The organism is Pseudomonas sp. KH_024_B2 (assembly GCF_057839965.1).
In genome coordinates this window covers 2,089,150-2,103,502 of sequence record NZ_CM174502.1, presented here as the reverse complement: position 1 = coordinate 2,103,502, position 14,353 = coordinate 2,089,150, and the positions used below count along the sequence as shown (strand labels likewise).

Sequence of the window (14,353 nt, the reverse complement as noted above, 5' to 3'; positions counted from 1 at the left end):
CATTTTGTCCGGGGGCATTTTTGTCCTTACGCGGCGCATGGAAAGGCCGCAGAATCAGCTTCGGGAAGCATTGACCCAGGTCATGGCGCGTTGCAATGACACCCTGCTTTCTCCATACTTGCGGCCGATTTTTACTCCTAATAAAACACCCAAACCGTGGAACCTTAGAATGAGCACAGCAATCAGTCCGACTGCTTATAACTATAAGGTAGTCCGCCAGTTCGCCATCATGACGGTGGTCTGGGGGATCCTTGGCATGGGGCTCGGTGTCTTCATCGCCTCGCAACTGGTCTGGCCGGAGTTGAACTTCGGTCTGGCATGGACGAGCTTTGGACGCCTGCGCCCGTTGCACACCAACCTGGTGATTTTTGCCTTCGGTGGTTGTGCCCTGTTTGCCACTTCTTATTACGTCGTGCAGCGAACCTGCCAAACGCGACTGATTTCCGACAGCCTCGCGGCCTTCACCTTCTGGGGTTGGCAAGCGGTGATCGTCGGCGCGATCGTTACCTTGCCGATGGGTTTCACCACCACCAAGGAATACGCGGAACTGGAATGGCCTCTGGCTATCCTGCTGGCCATCGTCTGGGTCACCTACGGTCTGGTGTTCTTCGGCACCATCGTCAAGCGCAAGACCAAGCACATCTATGTCGGTAACTGGTTCTACGGTGCCTTCATTGTCGTGACCGCGATGCTGCACATCGTCAACCACGCTTCCCTGCCGGTCAGCTTCTTCAAGTCCTACTCGGCCTACGCCGGTGCGACTGACGCAATGATCCAGTGGTGGTACGGCCACAACGCCGTGGGCTTCTTCCTGACCACCGGTTTCCTCGGGATGATGTACTACTTCGTACCGAAGCAGGCCGAGCGTCCGATCTACTCCTATCGTCTGTCGATCGTGCACTTCTGGGCACTGATCACCTTGTATATCTGGGCCGGTCCGCACCACTTGCACTACACCGCACTGCCGGACTGGGCACAGTCGCTGGGCATGGCGATGTCGATCATCCTGCTGGCGCCAAGCTGGGGCGGCATGATCAACGGCATGATGACCCTGTCGGGCGCCTGGCATAAGCTGCGCACCGACCCGATCCTGCGTTTCCTGGTGGTCTCCCTGGCGTTCTACGGCATGTCGACCTTCGAAGGCCCGATGATGGCCATCAAGACCGTCAACTCGCTGTCTCACTACACTGACTGGACCATCGGCCACGTACACGCCGGTGCGTTGGGCTGGGTTGCGATGATCTCGATCGGCGCCATCTACCACATGATCCCGAAACTCTTCGGTCGTGCGCAGATGCACAGCATCGGCCTGATCAACACGCACTTCTGGCTCGCGACCATCGGTACCGTGCTCTACATCGCTTCGATGTGGGTCAACGGCATCACCCAGGGTCTGATGTGGCGTGCAATCAACGACGACGGCACCCTCACCTACTCGTTCGTCGAAGCGCTGCAAGCCAGCCACCCTGGTTTCATCGTTCGCGCCCTGGGCGGTGCGTTCTTTGCCAGCGGCATGCTGTTCATGGCCTACAACGTATGGCGTACCGTACGTGCCTCGAACCCGGCTGAAGCCGAAGCCGCCGCTCAGATTGCTGTAGTTGGAGCTCACTGATGAAGCATGAAGCAGTCGAGAAGAATATTGGCCTGCTGGCCTTCTTCATGGTCATCGCCGTCAGCATCGGCGGCCTGACCCAGATCGTTCCGCTGTTTTTCCAGGACGTCACCAACAAGCCGGTCGAGGGCATGAAGCCTCGCACCGCCCTTGAACTGGAAGGCCGCGACATTTACATCGCCAACGGTTGTGTCGGCTGCCACTCGCAGATGATCCGTCCGTTCCGCGCTGAAACCGAACGTTATGGTCACTACTCGGTAGCCGGTGAAAGCGTCTGGGACCACCCGTTCCTGTGGGGTTCCAAGCGTACCGGTCCGGACCTGGCCCGAGTCGGCGGTCGTTACTCCGATGACTGGCAGCGCGCGCACTTGTACAACCCGCGCAACGTAGTGCCCGAGTCGAAAATGCCGGCTTACCCGTTCCTCGTGGAAAACAAGCTCGACGGCAAAGACACCGCGAAGAAAATGGAAGTCTTGCGCACGCTCGGCGTCCCTTACACCGACGAAGACATCGCCGGCGCCAAGGATGCTGTGAAGGGCAAAACCGAAATGGACGCGCTGGTGGCCTATCTGCAAGGCCTGGGCACCATCATCAAAAGCAAACGGTGATTTAGATGGATATCGGGATGATTCGTGGCCTGGGCACCGTTGTCGTGATGGTTGCCTTTATCGGTCTGGCCTTGTGGGTATTCAGCCCCAAGCGCAAATCCGAGTTTGAAGACGCGACCTTGCTGCCTTTCGCGGATGATCCCGAAGCCATCAAGCACGTCGAGCAAGCTTCTAGGAGTAACAAAGAATGACTACGTTCTGGAGTCTGTACGTCACAGTCCTCAGTCTGGGTACCATCTTCGCCCTGACCTGGCTGCTGCTGTCCACCCGCAAGGGCCAGCGCAGCGAAGCCACCGAAGAGACTGTTGGCCACTCCTTCGACGGGATCGAGGAGTACGACAACCCATTGCCGAAATGGTGGTTCATGCTGTTCGTCGGCACCATCATCTTCGCCCTGGGCTATCTGGTGCTGTACCCGGGCCTGGGTAACTGGAAAGGCCTGCTGCCGGGTTACAACTACCTCGATAACGAGAAGCAGACCGCGTTCGCCAACGGCAAGACCGGCTGGACCGGCGTTCACGAGTGGGAAAAGGAAATGGCCAGGTCGGACGCCAAGTTCGGCCCGATCTTCGCCAAGTTCGCTTCCATGCCCATTGAAGAAGTTGCCAAAGACCCACAAGCCTTGAAGATGGGTGGCCGTCTGTTCGCCTCCAACTGCTCGGTCTGCCACGGCTCCGACGCCAAAGGTGCTTATGGTTTCCCTAACCTGACCGACGCCGACTGGCGCTGGGGCGGCGAGGCGCAAACCATCAAGACCTCCATCATGGGCGGTCGTCACGCGGTGATGCCGGCATGGGCTGAAGTGATCGGCGAGCAAGGCGTCAGCGACGTTGCCGCTTACGTGCTGACCAACCTCGATGGCCGCAAGCTGCCGGAAGGCGCCAAGGCTGACCCGGTTGCCGGTCAGAAACTGTTCGCCGCCAACTGCGTGGCGTGCCACGGTCCGGCGGGCAAAGGTACGCCAGCCATGGGCGCCCCTGACCTGACCCACCCGGCCGGGTTCATCTACGGTTCGAGCTTCGCTCAACTGCAGCAGACCATCCGTCACGGCCGTCAGGGTCAGATGCCTGCTCAGGAGCAACTGCAAGGGAACGACAAGGTTCACCTGCTGGCCGCTTACGTTTACAGCCTGTCCCACGGGGAAAAGGCTGCTGACGCCAAGTAAGGCAAAGGCTTGATCGCAACAACAAACGGCCCCGCCAATGAAGATTGGCGGGGCCGTTTTGTTTTGCGCAAAGATGATTCAACCCAGCCATATATCTACATTGCTACATTTTTCATTGCGCACCCGAGGACGTTAGTAGTAACGTAACTACACAAGCGTTTCAGGAGGGTAGGCCCATGACCATCACCACTATTTCCAGCCGCGAGTTCAATCAGGACACAAGCGGTGCCAAAAAAGCTGCCCGTCAGGGGCCGGTTATCATCACCGATCGTGGCAAGCCCGCCCATGTGCTGCTAAGCATGGAGGAGTACCAGAAACTGACCGGCATCAGTAGCACCATTGTCGAGATGCTGGTCATGCCTCAGGCGCCCGAAATCGACTTCGAAACAGAGCGCGCCGTCATCACCCCTCGGCCGGTGGACCTGTCCTGATGTTTCTACTCGATACCAATGTTGTTTCAGAATTGCGCAAAGCCCAAGCCGACAACAATGTAGTGGCCTGGGCACGTAGCGTAGCTGCGCCCAGCCTGTTTCTGTCGGCGATCACTGTTCTGGAGCTGGAAACCGGAATTCTGAGAGTGGAAAGGCGCGATCCGGCCCAAGGCGGCCTGTTGCGCTCATGGCTGGACAATCATGTGATGCCGGCGTTTGCCGGACGGATATTGGCGGTCGACAGTGCAGTGGCATTACGTTGCGCCCGTCTTCATGTGCCGGACCGCAGCAATGAGTGCGATGCGCTGATCGCGGCGACTGCGCTGGTCCATGGGCTGACCGTGGTGACCCGGAATGTGGCGGACTTCCAGTCGAGCGGTGTACGCCTGATCAACCCGTGGGTCGATTGAACGCCCCGCCCTCCAAAACCGACCATACTCAACAAGTCAATTGACCTGAATCACGACTTGTTACATTTGCTACACCATCTCTGGATTTCTCCCAACGCGACCAAAGGTCGCACCCTTGATCTAGAGCTACAGGCGTATCATTGCGCCACTGCAATACACTTTTTGACCCCGGCCGGCACGTACTGACCGAGGCATTTTTCCACTGCCGTGGGATGCAATGATGAGCAATCAGATTCCGGTACACGACGTTACCCCGCCTGCCAAAAACTCGAACAACACCGTCGACCTCTACGCTTCTCGGGAAAAAATCTATACGCGCGCCTTCACTGGCCTGTTCCGCAACCTGCGGATGATGGGCGGTGCCGCGCTGTTTCTGCTGTATTTCGGTACGGTCTGGCTGAACTGGGGCGGCCATCAGGCCGTCTGGTGGAACCTGCCGGAGCGCAAATTCTTCATCTTCGGCGCGACCTTCTGGCCTCAGGATTTCATCCTGCTCTCGGGCCTGCTGATCATCAGCGCGTTCGGTCTGTTCTTCATCACGGTCTACGCCGGGCGCGTCTGGTGCGGCTATACCTGCCCGCAAAGCGTCTGGACCTGGATCTTCATGTGGTGCGAAAAGGTCACCGAAGGCGACCGCAACCAGCGCATCAAGCTCGACAAGGCGCCGATCAGCGCCAACAAGTTCCTGCGCAAGTTCAGCAAACACAGCCTCTGGTTGCTGATCGGCTTCGTCACCGGCATGACCTTTGTCGGTTACTTCTCGCCGATTCGTGAGCTGACCATCGACTTCTTCACCGGCCAGGCCGATGGCTGGTCATATTTCTGGGTCGGCTTCTTCACCCTCGCCACTTACGGCAATGCCGGTTGGCTGCGCGAGCAAGTGTGCATTTACATGTGCCCGTATGCGCGTTTCCAGAGCGTGATGTTCGACAAGGACACGCTGATCGTTTCCTACGATCCGCGTCGCGGCGAAGGTCGCGGCCCGCGCAAGAAAGACGCCGACTACAAGGCCATGGGCCTGGGCGACTGCATTGATTGCACCATGTGCGTTCAGGTCTGCCCGACCGGCATCGACATTCGCGACGGCCTGCAGATCGAATGCATCGGCTGCGCCGCGTGTATCGACGCCTGCGACAACATCATGGACAAGATGAATTACCCGCGCGGGCTGATCAGCTACACCACCGAGCACAACCTTTCCGGGCAAAAAACCCATAAACTGCGCCCACGCCTGATCGGTTATGCGCTGGTGCTGCTGACCATGATCGGCCTGCTGGCGAGCGCATTCTTCATGCGCTCGCTGGTCGGCTTCGATGTCAGCAAGGACCGCGTGCTGTATCGCGAGAACGCCGAAGGCCGGATCGAGAACGTCTACAGCCTGAAAATCATGAACAAGGATCAGCGCGACCACACCTATGTGCTGCAAGCCTCCGGCCTGCCGGACCTCAAGCTGCAAGGCAAGCGCGAGATCAAGGTCGGTGCCGGCGAGATCGTCAGCATGCCGGTCGAGTTGTCCAGCGCACCGGAACAATTGCCGTCGAGCACCAACGAGGTGAAATTCACCCTCAAGGATGCCGATGACGCTGATGTCCATGTTGAAGCCAAGAGCCGATTCATCGGCCCACAAATTCGTTGAGAGAAGTCGCCATGCCCGCAACAACTGCCGCAAGCCCTTGGTACAAGCACCTCTGGCCGTGGATCATCATCGCTATTCTGGCCTGCTCGGTCGCCCTGACCTTGTCGATGGTCACTATCGCCGTGAACAACCCGGACAACCTGGTCAACGACAATTATTACGAGGCCGGCAAAGGCATCAATCGCTCGCTGGACCGTGAGCTGCTGGCCCAGACTCTGCTGTTGCGCGCCAGCATGCATCTGGATGACGTGACCGGCGAAGTCGACCTGCGCCTGAGCGGCAACAGCACGCCTGCAACCCTGGAGCTGAATCTGATCTCGCCGACGCAGCCGGAAAAGGATCGCAAGATCACCCTGACGCGCAGCGAAACCGAGCAAGGCCGCTACATCGGCCAGTTGACCGACAAGATCGAAGGCCGGCGCTTCGTCGAACTGCTCGGTGTGCAGGACGACAAGACCTGGCGTATGTTCGAGGAAGAACAGGTCAGCCATGACAAAGACCTGCTGCTCGGTGATGAACCGCTGCAGGGTGCGGAAGACCTGAAGAAATAAGCACCTGCGAATGCGATCAAATGTGGCGAGGGAGCTTGCTCCCGCTGGGGCGCGAAGCGGCCCCAAAACCTGCAAACCGGTTCTTTCAGTCATAGCGAGTTCGCAGATTTACGACTGCTTCGCAGCCGAGCGGGAGCAAGCTCCCTCGCCACAATGGTTTTCATGGCAACACACATGACCACTCCAACCCCCTGCTACCACTGCGCCCTGCCCGTCCCTGCCGGCAGCCGGTTTACCGCCGTCGTTCTCGGCGAAACCCGCGAGCTTTGCTGCCCGGGCTGTCAGGCGGTGGCCGAGGCGATTGTCGCCGGTGGTCTGGAAAGCTATTACAGCCACCGCAGTGAAGCTTCAGCCAACCCTGAAGCCTTGCCGGTGCAACTGGTGGACGAGCTGGCGCTGTACGATCGCGCCGACGTGCAGGAACCCTTTGTCCGACACGAAGGCGATCTCGCCGAAACCACCCTGTTGATGGAAGGCATCAGCTGCGCCGCGTGCGGCTGGCTGATCGAGAAACACCTGCGCAGCCTGCCGGCGGTGGCCGAAGCGCGGCTGAACCTGTCCAACCATCGTTTGCACGTGCGCTGGGCCGACAGCCAGTTGCCGCTGAGCAAAGTGCTCAGCGAACTGCGGCATATCGGTTATGCCGCGCATCCGTATCAAGCCGATCGCGCCGCCGAGCAACTGGCCAGCGAAAACCGCCTGGCCCTGCGTCAACTGGGCGTCGCCGGTCTGCTGTGGTTCCAGGCGATGATGGCGACCATGGCGACATGGCCGGAATTCAATATCGACCTGAGCCCGGAGCTGCACACCATCCTGCGCTGGGTCGCGCTGTTCCTCACCACACCGATCGTCTTCTACAGCTGCGCGCCTTTCTTCAAGGGCGCCATGCGTGACCTGCGCACCCGCCACCTGACCATGGACGTCTCGGTCTCACTGGCGATTGGCAGCGCGTACATCGCCGGCATCTGGACTTCAATCACCGGCGTCGGCGAGCTGTATTTCGACGCGGTCGGGATGTTTGCGCTGTTCCTGCTGGCCGGGCGTTATCTGGAGCGCCGGGCCCGCGAACGCACCGCCGCCGCCACCGCGCAGCTGGTCAACTTATTGCCCGCCTCCTGCCTGCGCATGAGCGATGACGGCCAGAGCGAGCGCATCCTGCTCAGCGAATTGCGCCTGGGTGACCGGGTGCTGGTGCATCCCGGCGCCATTCTGCCGGCCGATGGCAAGATCCTCGATGGTCAGTCGAGCATCGATGAGTCACTGCTGACCGGCGAATACCTGCCACAACCGCGAACCCTGGGCGACGCAGTCACCGCCGGCACCCTGAACGTCGAAGGTGCGTTGACCGTCGAAGTGCTGGCGCTGGGCCAGGACACCCGGCTGTCAGCCATCGTCCGCCTGCTGGATCGCGCTCAGGCGGAAAAACCGCGACTGGCAGAAATCGCTGACCGCGCCGCACAATGGTTCCTGCTGCTCTCGCTGATCGCAGCGGCGGCCATCGGCCTGCTGTGGTGGGAGCTGGATTCGTCCCGGGCGTTCTGGATCGTCCTGGCGATGCTGGTTGCGACCTGCCCGTGCGCGCTTTCCCTGGCCACTCCGACTGCCCTCACTGCCGCCACCGGCACGCTGCACAAACTCGGTCTGTTGCTGACTCGCGGCCATGTGCTGGAAGGTTTGAATCAGATCGATACGGTGATTTTCGACAAGACCGGCACCCTCACCGAAGGCCGTCTGGCGCTGCGTTCGATTCGGGTACTGGGCACGCTGGACAGCGACCAGTGCCTGGGTCTTGCCGCGGCTCTGGAAAACCGCTCCGAACATCCGATCGCCCGGGCCTTTGGCCGCGCGCCCATGGCCGCCGAAGAAGTCCTCAGCACACCAGGACTCGGCCTTGAAGGTCGGGTGGGTGAGCAGCGCCTGCGTATCGGCCAACCGGCGTTTGTCTGCGGGCTCAGCGGCTGCCCGGTACCGGCGATGCCCGATGAGCCCGGTCAATGGTTGTTGCTCGGCGATAGCCAGGGTGCGTTGGCCTGGTTCGTCCTCGACGACCGCTTGCGTGCCGACGCCCCCGCCTTGCTCGCTGCATGCAAGGCCCGTGGCTGGCGCACGCTGCTGCTGTCCGGCGACAGCTCGCCGATGGTCGCCAGCGTCGCCTTTGAGCTGGGCATCGACGAGGCCCGCGGCGGTCTGCGTCCCGATGACAAGCTGCAAGTACTGCAACACCTGCATCAACAGGGGCGCAAGGTGCTGATGCTCGGCGACGGGGTCAACGATGTGCCGGTGCTGGCTGCCGCCGATATCAGCGTGGCCATGGGTTCGGCCACCGATCTGGCGAAAACCAGCGCCGATGCGGTACTGCTGTCCAATCGCCTCGACGCATTGGTGCAAGCCTTCAGCCTGGCTCGACGCACACGCCGGGTAATCATCGAGAACCTGCTGTGGGCCGGGTTGTACAATGGCCTCATGTTGCCGTTCGCCGCCCTCGGCTGGATCACACCGATCTGGGCGGCGGTCGGCATGTCCCTCAGCTCGTTGACCGTGGTGCTGAATGCTTTGCGCCTGACTCGCATGCCGGGCCAAGCGAATGCCAGCCCCACGCAAGTAACCCGCCCGCTGCCGGCCTGAGCCGCGCGGGCATGGAGTTTACCCATGCCAGCTCTTTACGTGATGATCCCGGCCGCGCTGCTGATCGTGGCCATCGCCATTTACATCTTTTTCTGGGCAGTCGACAGCGGTCAGTATGACGACCTCGACGGCCCGGCCCACAGCATTCTGTTCGACGACCAGGACCCGAACCACCAGGCCGCCGTCGACGAGGCCAGCGGCCATCCGCCTACTGCCAATCCGTCCCAGCCGAAAGACCAGGCTCCACCTCATGTTTGAGCTGGCTCCGCTGCTGGTTTCCGCGGTGATCCTGGGCGTGCTCGGTGGCGGTCATTGCCTGGGCATGTGCGGTGGCCTGATGGGCGCGCTGACCCTGGCGATCCCCAAGGAGCAACGCAGCCGACGCTTTCGTCTGCTGCTGGCTTACAACCTGGGGCGAATACTCAGCTATGGGGCGGCCGGCCTGCTGATCGGCCTTGCGGGCTGGGCGGTGGCCAACAGCCCGGCAGCGATGTTCATGCGCGTACTCGCCGGGTTGCTGTTGATCGCCATGGGCCTGTACCTCGCCGGCTGGTGGAGCGGCCTGACCCGTATCGAAAGCCTCGGTCGCGGTCTCTGGAAGCATATCCAGCCGTTCGCCAACCGTTTGCTGCCAGTCTCGAGCTTGCCTCGTGCCTTGTTGCTGGGCGCGCTCTGGGGCTGGCTGCCGTGCGGCCTGGTCTACAGCACGCTGCTCTGGTCCGCCAGTCAGGGTAATGCCCTCGACAGTGCGCTGCTGATGCTCGCCTTCGGCCTCGGCACCTGGCCGGTGCTGCTGGCCACCGGCCTTGCCGCCGAACGAGTCACCGCCCTGCTGCGCAAACGCAGCGTGCGCATGACTGGCGGGTTGTTGGTGATGCTGTTTGGCATCTGGACCCTGCCTGGGCCGCATCAGCATTGGCTCATGGGGCATTAAATCTGTGGCGCGCCCATCGCGAGCAAGCTCGCTCCCACAGTAGATCGTCGTAGTGCTCAAGGTCTGTGTTCGACACTGATCAAATGTGGGAGCGAGCTTGCTCGCGATGACGTCATCACTGGCGACAACGATCTCCGACAGAATCGCTGTTGATGCAAATCAACATCCCCCTCCTGTGAACCCCCTAGACTCGCGGACACTGCCAGCCTATCCGGGGGAATGCCCGCATGCTCGACGCCATTCGTTGGGACACAGATCTGATCCGCCGCTATGACCTGGCGGGACCGCGCTACACCTCGTATCCGACCGCAGTGCAATTCAACAGCCAGGTTGGCACCTTCGACCTGCTGCACGCCCTGCGCGACAGCCGCAAGGCGCTGCGACCCTTATCGCTGTATGTGCATATCCCGTTCTGCGCGAACATTTGCTACTACTGCGCCTGCAACAAGGTCATCACCAAAGACCGTGGCCGCGCCCTGCCCTATCTGCAACGCCTGGAGCAAGAGATCCAGCTGATCGCCTGCCACCTCGACCCACACCAGAAGGTCGAGCAACTGCACTTCGGCGGCGGCACCCCGACCTTTCTCAGCCATGATGAACTGCGCCAGCTGATGGCCCAACTGCGCAGACACTTCAATCTGCTGGACGATGACTCTGGTGACTACGGCATCGAAATCGACCCTCGCGAAGCCGACTGGTCAACCATGGGTCTGCTTCGCGAACTGGGTTTCAACCGTGTCAGCATCGGTTTGCAGGACCTCGATCCAGTAGTACAGCGGGCAGTCAATCGCCTGCAAAGCCTGGAAGAAACCCGCGCAGTGATCGAAGCTGCCCGCACTTTGCAGTTTCGTTCGATCAACATCGACCTTATCTACGGCCTGCCGAAACAGACACCGGACAATTTCGCCCGCACCGTGGACGAAGTCATCAACCTGCAACCGGACCGGCTCTCGGTGTTCAACTACGCGCATTTGCCTGAGCGCTTCATGCCGCAACGGCGGATCAACAGCAATGACCTGCCGGCGCCCGCCGAAAAACTGCAAATGCTGCAGCGCACCATCGAGCAATTGACCGCGGCGGGTTATCGGTACATCGGCATGGACCACTTCGCCCTGCCCGACGACGAGCTGGCCATTGCTCAGGAAGAGTCGACCCTGCAGCGCAACTTCCAGGGCTACACCACCCATGGTCATTGCGACCTGATCGGTCTTGGCGTGTCGGCGATCAGCCAGATCGGTGACCTGTACTGCCAGAACAGCAGTGACCTGAATCACTACCAGAACGCCCTGGGAGATACGCAACTGGCCACCAGCCGCGGCCTGCTGTGCAATCAGGACGACCGTCTGCGGCGGGAAGTGATTCAGCAGTTGATTTGCAACTTCAACCTGGAATTCGCCGTGATCGAACAGGCCTTCAACATCGATTTTCGCGGTTACTTCGCCGATCTCTGGCCGCAGTTACACGCCATGGCCGAGGATGGTCTGATCGAACTCGATAATGAGCGGATCAGCGTGTTACCGGCCGGACGGCTGCTGGTCCGTTCACTGTGCATGGTTTTCGATGGGTATCTGGAACAGCAAAATAGCCAACGTTTTTCGCGGGTTATCTAGCACTTCATGAGCAATGTGGTTATTGGCCGATGACAGCGCATCATCACCGTACAAGCTGGCCTGAAACTCCTCCCGTGGGTTATCCTTACAACTTATGTGTGCTTTCCCACAAGGATTGAAGAAATGCCCGAGCCAGTCAAGCTGCGCGCTCACAGTCAGGCCCATTGCAAGGATTGCAGCCTGTCTCCCCTCTGCTTGCCACTTTCTCTGAATCTGGAAGACATGGATGCGCTGGACGATATCGTTAAACGTGGTCGCCCACTAAAAAAGGGGGAATTCCTGTTTCGCCAGGGTGATACGTTTGCATCCGTCTATGCAGTACGCTCCGGCGCCTTGAAAACCTTCAGTCTGAGCGATGGCGGCGAGGAGCAGATCACCGGCTTCCACCTACCCAGCGAACTGGTCGGGCTGTCCGGCATGGACACCGAAGCCTACCCGGTCTCGGCGCAAGCGCTGGAAACCACCTCGGTCTGTGAAATCCCCTTCGATCGCCTCGACGAACTGTCCGTGCAACTGCCACAACTGCGCCGCCAATTGATGCGGGTGATGAGCCGCGAGATTCGCGACGACCAGCAAATGATGCTCCTGCTCTCGAAAAAAACCGCCGACGAGCGCATCGCCACCTTCCTGGTCAACCTGTCGGCGCGTTTCCGCGCGCGGGGGTTCTCGGCCAATCAGTTCCGCCTGAGCATGTCGCGCAACGAAATCGGCAACTACCTGGGTCTGGCGGTGGAAACCGTGTCCCGGGTGTTCACCCGCTTCCAGCAAAGCGAGCTGATCGCCGCCGAAGGCAAGGAAGTGCACCTTCTCGATCCGATCCAGCTCTGCGCGCTGGCGGGTGGTTCGCTGGAAGGCTGACCCTGCCACCTTGCGGCCGGGCGAACGTGCTCGGCCGGGCTTATACTGTCGAGCTGCCCCTCCCCCAGCTCGCCAGGACACCTCGACGATGGTCTTCGACTCCTTCGACATCAAATCCCTGATCCGCCCGGTGATCGACTTCCCCAAGCCCGGGGTGATCTTTCGCGATATCACGCCGTTGTTCCAGTCGCCAAAGGCCTTGCGTCTGGTGGTGGACAGCTTTGTCCATCGTTATGTCGAAGCCGACTTCACGCACATCGGCGCGATGGATGCCCGTGGCTTCCTGATCGGCTCGATCCTCGCTTATCAGTTGAACAAACCGCTGATTCTGTTCCGCAAACAAGGCAAATTGCCGGCCGACGTACTTTGCGAGGGCTATCAGACCGAATACGGCGAAGCCTTCCTTGAAGTCCACGCCGACAGCCTGTGCGAAGGCGACTCGGTGCTGATGGTCGATGACCTGATCGCCACTGGCGGCACCCTGATTGCTGCAGCCAGCCTGGTACGACGCATGGGCGCGCGGGTTTTCGAAGCCGCAGCGATTATCGATCTGCCTGAACTGGGCGGCTCTCAGCGCCTGGAAGACATGGGCATACCGACCTTCTGCCTGACGCAGTTTGCGTTGACCGATAAATAAGGCGCCGTCTGTACCGACGCCATCGCGAGCAAGCTCGCTCCCACAGTGGATCTGCGGCGTACACATTCTTTACGTACACCACTGATTAAATGTGGGAGCGGGCTTGCCCGCGAAGGCGCCAGTACAGGCACACCATTACAAAGAAATCGGCTTACGCCCCGCAAACGAATGCGCCAGGGTCCCGCCGTCCACCAGCTCCAGCTCGCCGCCCAACGGCACGCCATGGGCGATGCGCGAGGTGATCAGGCCTTTGTTGGCCAGCAACTGCGCGATGTAATGGGCAGTGGCTTCGCCTTCAACCGTCGGGTTGGTGGCGAGAATGATCTCGGTAAAACTGCCCTGCTCTTCGATCCGCGCCAGCAATTGCGGAATACCAATGGCCTCTGGCCCGAGCCCGTCGAGCGGCGACAGATGGCCCTTGAGCACAAAGTAGCGCCCGCGATAACCGGTCTGCTCCACCGCGTACACATCCATCGGCCCCTCGACCACGCACAAAATCGTATCGTCACGGCGCGGATCGGCGCATTGCGGGCAAAGGTCGTCTTCAGTGAGCGTGCGACACAAACGACAATGCCCGACCCCTTCCATGGCCTGGCTCAAGGCTTGAGCCAAACGCGAACCGCCGCTGCGATCACGCTCGAGCAGTTGCAATGCCATGCGTTGGGCGGTTTTCTGACCCACACCCGGCAAAATGCGCAGTGCATCGATCAGTTGGCGAATCAGGGGGCTGAAGCTCATGGGCAAAGGTCCGACAAAACAACGAGACGCGGTTTATACCCGCGCCTCTGGTTAGCGTCAAATGCTCATCCACTGGTAGCGTCACTGCTCACAAACAAAAATGCCAGGCTCAAGGCCTGGCATTTTTGTAGTACATCCGACGAGCTTTTGCGACTTAGAACGGCAGTTTCATGCCCGGTGGCAATTGCATGCCAGCGGTCACGCCGGACATTTTGTCCTGGCTGTTGGCTTCGATCTTGCGCACGGCGTCGTTGACGGCAGCGGCGAACAAGGCCTCGAGCATTTCCTTGTCGTCTTCGCTCAGGCCTTCAACGATGCTTGGGTCAATGCTGACGCGCTTGATGTCATGGCGACCGGTCATCACCACCGTCACCATGTCGCCGCCGGACTTGCCGGTGACTTCGGCGTTGGCCAGCTCTTCCTGCATCTTGGCCATTTTTTCCTGCATCTGCTGTGCCTGCTTCATCAGGCCGGCCATGCCACCTTTCATCATGGGAATCACCTCAAAAGTACTTGGATAAAAACAGCACCCGCCCAT

The 14,353-nt window shown here is 60.2% G+C and carries 16 protein-coding genes; 14 read left to right on the top strand and 2 right to left on the bottom strand.

Features of this window, described 5'->3' with window-relative positions:
• The first annotated feature begins 169 nt into the window (after positions 1 to 169).
• The 14 genes from ccoN to AC3I0A_RS09785 all read left to right on the top strand — a co-directional run bounded on the left by ccoN (position 170) and on the right by AC3I0A_RS09785 (position 13,077).
• Entirely contained in the window at positions 170 to 1,612 is a 1,443-nt protein-coding gene (gene ccoN / locus AC3I0A_RS09850; RefSeq protein ID WP_489377529.1) for a cytochrome-c oxidase, cbb3-type subunit I, read from the top strand.
• On the top strand, positions 1,612 to 2,220 hold the full coding sequence (gene ccoO, locus AC3I0A_RS09845) for a cytochrome-c oxidase, cbb3-type subunit II (RefSeq protein WP_018925301.1): 609 nt from the start codon (positions 1,612 to 1,614) through the stop codon (positions 2,218 to 2,220). The genes ccoN and ccoO overlap by 1 nt, the downstream gene beginning before the upstream one ends.
• Before the next feature lie 5 nt (positions 2,221 to 2,225).
• Positions 2,226 to 2,411 carry a CcoQ/FixQ family Cbb3-type cytochrome c oxidase assembly chaperone gene (locus tag AC3I0A_RS09840; RefSeq protein ID WP_003175465.1) on the top strand — a complete coding sequence of 62 codons (186 nt, stop codon included), beginning with the start codon at positions 2,226 to 2,228 and terminating at the stop codon, positions 2,409 to 2,411.
• Positions 2,408 to 3,385 (top strand): cytochrome-c oxidase, cbb3-type subunit III, encoded by a 978-nt coding sequence (gene ccoP / locus AC3I0A_RS09835; RefSeq protein ID WP_489377528.1) that lies wholly within the window; start codon positions 2,408 to 2,410, stop codon positions 3,383 to 3,385. The genes AC3I0A_RS09840 and ccoP overlap by 4 nt, the downstream gene beginning before the upstream one ends.
• A gap of 176 nt (positions 3,386 to 3,561) precedes the next feature.
• Entirely contained in the window at positions 3,562 to 3,816 is a 255-nt protein-coding gene (locus AC3I0A_RS09830; protein ID WP_489377527.1) for a type II toxin-antitoxin system Phd/YefM family antitoxin, read from the top strand.
• Positions 3,816 to 4,226 carry a type II toxin-antitoxin system VapC family toxin gene (locus AC3I0A_RS09825; RefSeq protein WP_489377525.1) on the top strand — a complete coding sequence of 137 codons (411 nt, stop codon included), beginning with the start codon at positions 3,816 to 3,818 and terminating at the stop codon, positions 4,224 to 4,226. Before AC3I0A_RS09830 ends, AC3I0A_RS09825 begins: the two co-directional genes overlap by 1 nt.
• 220 nt (positions 4,227 to 4,446) lie before the next feature.
• Positions 4,447 to 5,862, top strand: a complete 1,416-nt coding sequence (gene ccoG / locus AC3I0A_RS09820) for a cytochrome c oxidase accessory protein CcoG (protein WP_489377524.1) — start codon at positions 4,447 to 4,449, stop codon at positions 5,860 to 5,862.
• 11 nt (positions 5,863 to 5,873) lie between these two features.
• The gene (locus AC3I0A_RS09815) at positions 5,874 to 6,413 is read left to right on the top strand and encodes a FixH family protein (RefSeq protein WP_489377522.1); all 540 of its coding nucleotides are present in this window, start codon (positions 5,874 to 5,876) and stop codon (positions 6,411 to 6,413) included.
• 174 nt (positions 6,414 to 6,587) lie between these two features.
• The gene (locus tag AC3I0A_RS09810; RefSeq protein ID WP_489377521.1) at positions 6,588 to 9,038 is read left to right on the top strand and encodes a heavy metal translocating P-type ATPase; all 2,451 of its coding nucleotides are present in this window, start codon (positions 6,588 to 6,590) and stop codon (positions 9,036 to 9,038) included.
• 24 nt (positions 9,039 to 9,062) lie between these two features.
• Positions 9,063 to 9,296, top strand: a complete 234-nt coding sequence (gene ccoS / locus AC3I0A_RS09805) for a cbb3-type cytochrome oxidase assembly protein CcoS (protein WP_489377519.1) — start codon at positions 9,063 to 9,065, stop codon at positions 9,294 to 9,296.
• Positions 9,289 to 9,972, top strand: a complete 684-nt coding sequence (locus tag AC3I0A_RS09800; RefSeq protein ID WP_489377517.1) for a sulfite exporter TauE/SafE family protein — start codon at positions 9,289 to 9,291, stop codon at positions 9,970 to 9,972. Before ccoS ends, AC3I0A_RS09800 begins: the two co-directional genes overlap by 8 nt.
• 227 nt (positions 9,973 to 10,199) lie before the next feature.
• On the top strand, positions 10,200 to 11,582 hold the full coding sequence (hemN, locus tag AC3I0A_RS09795) for an oxygen-independent coproporphyrinogen III oxidase (protein WP_489377515.1): 1,383 nt from the start codon (positions 10,200 to 10,202) through the stop codon (positions 11,580 to 11,582).
• A gap of 123 nt (positions 11,583 to 11,705) precedes the next feature.
• Entirely contained in the window at positions 11,706 to 12,440 is a 735-nt protein-coding gene (gene fnr, locus AC3I0A_RS09790; protein ID WP_489377514.1) for a fumarate/nitrate reduction transcriptional regulator Fnr, read from the top strand.
• 88 nt (positions 12,441 to 12,528) lie between these two features.
• Positions 12,529 to 13,077: an adenine phosphoribosyltransferase gene (locus AC3I0A_RS09785; protein ID WP_489377512.1), complete on the top strand. Its 549-nt coding sequence runs from the start codon at positions 12,529 to 12,531 to the stop codon at positions 13,075 to 13,077.
• Positions 13,078 to 13,212: 135 nt separating this feature from the next.
• Here AC3I0A_RS09785 and recR read toward each other — a convergent pair whose 3' ends face one another.
• Entirely contained in the window at positions 13,213 to 13,815 is a 603-nt protein-coding gene (gene recR, locus AC3I0A_RS09780) for a recombination mediator RecR (RefSeq protein WP_489377510.1), read from the bottom strand.
• Between the two features lie 154 nt (positions 13,816 to 13,969).
• Positions 13,970 to 14,308, bottom strand: coding sequence for a YbaB/EbfC family nucleoid-associated protein (locus tag AC3I0A_RS09775; RefSeq protein ID WP_489377508.1), 339 nt, complete (start codon positions 14,306 to 14,308; stop codon positions 13,970 to 13,972).
• Positions 14,309 to 14,353 lie beyond the last annotated feature (45 nt).